The sequence below is a fragment of the Blautia sp. HCP3S3_D9 genome (assembly GCF_052063845.1).
GTDB lineage: Bacteria > Bacillota > Clostridia > Lachnospirales > Lachnospiraceae > Blautia_A.
This window is the reverse complement of the sequence record NZ_JBQHWS010000211.1, coordinates 1-3593: the sequence shown is the minus strand read 5'-3', so window position 1 is coordinate 3593 and position 3593 is coordinate 1. Positions and strand designations below refer to the sequence as shown.

Annotated in this window: 2 protein-coding genes and 1 pseudogene; all 3 read right to left on the bottom strand. The window is 38.4% G+C overall.

What is annotated here, in order from left to right:
* On the bottom strand, positions 1 to 2716 hold a 2716-nt coding region (locus tag ACTNES_RS20000; RefSeq protein ID WP_441040489.1), incomplete at its 3' end, for an SIR2 family protein.
* A gap of 325 nt (positions 2717 to 3041) precedes the next feature.
* Positions 3042 to 3269: a hypothetical protein gene (locus tag ACTNES_RS19995; protein WP_022381175.1), complete on the bottom strand. Its 228-nt coding sequence runs from the start codon at positions 3267 to 3269 to the stop codon at positions 3042 to 3044.
* 3 nt (positions 3270 to 3272) lie between these two features.
* A pseudogene (locus ACTNES_RS19990) lies at positions 3273 to 3593 on the bottom strand (IS1634 family transposase); the annotation flags it as partial.

Here is a 3593-nt window from a genome sequence, read left to right as displayed (position 1 = left end):
CTGCTATAGCTTTCAGAATATCTTCATCATCAGCAAACCTCCGCTGAAACTTCATCATCTGTTTCCAACAATTAGCTGCGGAACGATAATCATTTCTACGCAGCCAAAGCAGCATTAATCTAGCATAATTTTCTGTACACCAAGTTGCAATATAACCATTTTCTGCAATTTTATCAGCAATTTGATTATACTTATCCATTAAATTGGCAGTCTGTTGTGTTAATTCTGCATTATGAACACCGATAAAAAATGCATCCCACACCTCTTCTATACATTCACATACCACATCATTGTCCAGTCTATCTGTAATATAATCAGCACTTCTCAATCCGAGTGTATACAATCGATCCAGTTCACCTCTGTCGGTCAATACGATGCCTATATCCTTCCAGACCTCCATTTCATAGGCACAAATAATCTCTGGCGCTTGAGATACACACAGGTTGTCTGCAATTTGCTCAAAATTATTCAAGTTCTTTGCTGCAAGAATAACAAAAATCCATTGTCCGAATCTGTCACGCTCATCCTCTAACGGAGCGAACTCCATTTCCATATATGATTTTTTGTCTGGAAAATCTTCTATTGCGTGCAGCAAGAACATATCAAACTGTGTGACTGTTCCCAATCTTGCGGCTTGAGAAAATCCAATCCACTCATACTTCGGAATATAATAATCCACAAGAAATTCTTTTATAATGTCAGGGTACTCTGGGTCGATTATAGTAAGAAGCTTTGAGCATCCTTTTTCATCAAGTCTTAAATATTTTGGATCATTAGCACGTCTTAGTATTTCTTCCTGAATCTCCTCCCGTGTAGAAACCTCATCCATTTCATAATCATGCGCATATTCCTGATAAACAAACAAATCTGAAAAATCCGTCTGCTTCTTTCCGGGACGTTGACTTGCATTGATATACTGCTGAAGATTTTGTGCCGCCTGTTGATAAATTCCTTGGTCATCATCCAGGCATACTAAAACCGATGCTGAAGCTAATGCAAGCAATTTAACATAATCCTTCAGCAAGTTTGAATGATTATCGAGGCACAACAGCCACCTGTCCTCTTCTCTCTTTAAGAAAGCCGCCAACATCTCATCAAGGCTGGTGACACTGATGCATCCATCCTTATAAATCCACAGTTCAGTGTATACAGCTACAAACAGTGGTCTATCACACTCTTCTTTCAACGCAGTCTTAAAATTGCTATATATTTGATCCGCCGTATCCGGCAGTACAGAGGAGTATTTTACTTTTGTGTCATCATCTGCCACATTATTTAAATATGCCTCAAGATACACATTTATAAATTCTAATTCTTCCTTTTCTGAAAGTTCAGAAATGACTAAAGGCGAAAGGGTAGTTTTATTGTTATACGAACACTCCTGAAACCAAAGCCTCGTTTGCATATCCATTTTTCCAACAATTCGGTCATACCAGTTGTTTTCATTATTCTGATATCTTCTGTCAACAAAAAGGAGACGGAGTTTAAATCTACTGTATTCAAAGCGCTCGAACAACGTAGTCACAATAGTAGCACACTTATCTTCATTGCCTAACACATAATCAATTACAATGACCGTATCAGAAAATGGTTTAAATTCTCTGTATCTTTCAACGTCAACATCCGTCTTGGCAAAAAAGCCAAACCAATTATTGGAAAGCTGCTTGAGCCATTGATATACTAACCGGCTCTTCCCAATGCCTCCCTTTCCTACTAGCGACCACCACAGCAATTCTTTATCTGCTGAACAAAACTTATTTAACTCAACCAGTTCTTTTTCTCTTCCTACAAATTTGCAGAACTCATTTAAATAATGCAGACGATATGATGCTGTAAATGACTTTCTGGTTTTTACATATGGGTTTACTCTAATAATTCCTGAATCTCTATACCGTGTGCGAATCCGATAATTTGCCATGTCTTCAACGGCATTAGATAAATCACTGTATTCCATTCCATAGCAAACCGGTATCACATTAGATCCTAAATCTGACAAATCATCTCCTGCTTTATGCAGATAAAAATATGGAATATTTAAGTGAAGCTGCTTCGAAGCAAATGACATAAACCCCTTCAGATTTGGATCATCCACGGTTGCTCCACAGCCAAGTATAACCAATGTGCACGTACTGATAAGGTTCTGGATAAACTGTGCGCCCTGATTCGCTATGACATCTTCGTACTGTTTTTGATCAGCAACTATATCGTCCGTATTTGTGGCAGCATCATAAATACCATGAAGGTGAATTACACTCATCTCTGCCTGCCCGCTCAACATCTGAACTATTTTTCCCGGCATATTATATGTATAATAACCCAGACCGGTAACTTCCTCCAGAAGCTTATCATAGTTCGTTGTCGCAAAATAATCCCCGCAGCGCACAAATAAAGCAAGGGCATTCGCCAACTTTTTATTCTGTACTCTGAGACTGCCAATCGTAGAGTCCATATAAGCCGTATAATTTCCATTTTTTCTCAATGCTTCTATCAAAAAGCTTGCTGCGTCAATCAGTTCGGATGCACTATAAGAACCGAATCTTCTATCCAATTCCTCCGCTTCGACATCAGAAAGATAAGCTTTGCCTTCCTTAAGCCAACCAACCCACCCTTTTGCATGATCACCAAGTGAAACAGACAAACCTGCACCACAAAGGAATATAATAGGTCTCCCTTGAGAAAGAGCACTTTCAAATTTGGGATAATCCGATATTTTCATAAACTATTCTGCGAGTTTCGTTTGCACACATATGCAATGCGCAGTAATACCTCGCGACCTCCCTTCTCACAATATTTATGTACAGAACTTATTTTATCGAAGTCTGACTCCTTTTATGTCAAGGCTGTTGACTTGGATGACTACCGCACAGCTTGTGCGGTGAATAAATCATTTTTAACTTTATACTTTTTTAAGAAAGTTTATAGGATTTTGGGTTCCCCTGTCATCACAAAGAACAATCTGTTCCATCGTTTTAACATGAACCGTGAACTTCCTGAAAAAGTAACACTCAAATTGCCCTTTTCTCATCAAAACAGTCCAAAATCTAATTTATTTCGCCCTCAGAACAGATAAATGCCATGATCTCTTCATATGTTTTTGTACTGTTTTCAACAGCTTTAAGCAGTTCTTTTTTCTTCTCTTCGTTCCTTTTTGCATAAAGATCTTTCAGTTTCATCATTTCGGAATCATACTTTTCTTTTACTTTTAATACCGTCTCTTCCTGCTTCTTTATCTGCTCTTCTAAAGATATCATTTTTCTCGGTCTTGCCATATATTATTTCCTCTCTTCTGCATATTTTTCAAGCAGTCTGCTCAATCCTACAGCTTTGTCCTGTATCTGGTCTGCATCCATATCAAATGCTTTTAAGATTATTTTCTGGGTTGCTGTTACTGCATGATCCATACGATATTTTCCATCTGTCTGACGGACCAGTTCTATCTTTTCCAGTTCACGAATCGCTGCCGGAACGGTCATATAATTCGGCTTTTTGTCAAGTTTTTCCACTTCATCTTTCAGCACGACATACATCCTGCTCCTTACTATCAGCGCTACAAATTCCACAAAGATCTTCGCATTTGCAGCCTCATCTGACTG

Bases quoted from the DNA above. Each gene is read 5' to 3' on its own strand.
- ACTNES_RS19995 (WP_022381175.1), bottom strand. From the start codon at position 3,269: ATGGCAAGACCGAGAAAAATGATATCTTTAGAAGAGCAGATAAAGAAG.